The organism is Micromonospora sp. PTRAS2, from assembly GCF_054052245.1.
This window is the reverse complement of record NZ_JBSWBU010000051.1, coordinates 1-1,235: the sequence shown is the minus strand read 5'-3', so window position 1 is coordinate 1,235 and position 1,235 is coordinate 1. Positions and strand designations below refer to the sequence as shown.

2 rRNA genes are annotated in these 1,235 nt (G+C 56.1%); both read right to left on the bottom strand.

Going from position 1 to position 1,235, the window contains the following annotated elements:
* Positions 1-8: 8 nt before the first annotated feature.
* Positions 9-125, bottom strand: a 5S ribosomal RNA gene (gene rrf, locus ACVMYR_RS33105).
* A 77-nt stretch (positions 126-202) separates the two neighbouring features.
* Positions 203-1,235, bottom strand: a 23S ribosomal RNA gene (locus ACVMYR_RS33100); the annotation flags it as partial.

The following is a 1,235-nucleotide window of genomic DNA, read 5'->3' as shown; positions in this document are numbered from 1 at the left end:
GAAAGAATGTCCGGCGGTGTCCTACTCTCCCACACCCTCCCGAGTGCAGTACCATCGGCGCTGGAGGGCTTAGCTTCCGGGTTCGGAATGTAACCGGGCGTTTCCCCTCCGCCATGACCGCCGTAACTCTATGAACATATCAAACAACCAACCAAGGGTCGTCTGTTTGTTCAGAGTTGCACAGTGGACGCGTAGCAGCTTCGTAGTCAAGTCCTCGGCCTATTAGTACCGGTCAACTCAACCCGTTACCGAGCTTACATCTCCGGCCTATCAACCCAGTCGTCTAGCTGGGGGCCTTACCCCCACAAAGTGGGGTGGGATACCTCATCTTGAAGCAGGCTTCCCGCTTAGATGCTTTCAGCGGTTATCCCTTCCGAACGTAGCCAACCAGCCGTGCCCCTGGCGGGACAACTGGCACACCAGAGGTTCGTCCGTCCCGGTCCTCTCGTACTAGGGACAGCCCTTCTCAAGTATCCTACGCGCACGGCGGATAGGGACCGAACTGTCTCACGACGTTCTAAACCCAGCTCGCGTACCGCTTTAATGGGCGAACAGCCCAACCCTTGGGACCTGCTACAGCCCCAGGATGCGACGAGCCGACATCGAGGTGCCAAACCATCCCGTCGATATGGACTCTTGGGGAAGATCAGCCTGTTATCCCCGGGGTACCTTTTATCCGTTGAGCGACACCGCTTCCACACGCAAGTGCCGGATCACTAGTCCCGACTTTCGTCCCTGCTCGACCTGTCAGTCTCACAGTCAAGCCCCCTTGTGCACTTGCACTCAACACCTGATTGCCAACCAGGCTGAGGGAACCTTTGGGCGCCTCCGTTACCCTTTAGGAGGCAACCGCCCCAGTTAAACTACCCACCAGACACTGTCCCTGAACCGGATAACGGCCCGAAGTTAGATACCCGAATCAACCAGAGTGGTATTTCAAGATTGCCTCCACCCATACTGGCGTATGGACTTCACCGGCTCCCACCTATCCTACACAAGCTAACTCAAGTACCAATGTCAAGCTATAGTAAAGGTCCCGGGGTCTTTCCGTCCTGCCGCGCGTAACGAGCATCTTTACTCGTAATGCAATTTCGCCGGGCCTGTGGTTGAGACAGTGGGGAAGTCGTTACGCCATTCGTGCAGGTCGGAACTTACCCGACAAGGAATTTCGCTACCTTAGGATGGTTATAGTTACCACCGCCGTTTACTGGCGCTTAAGTTCTCCGCTTCGCCCC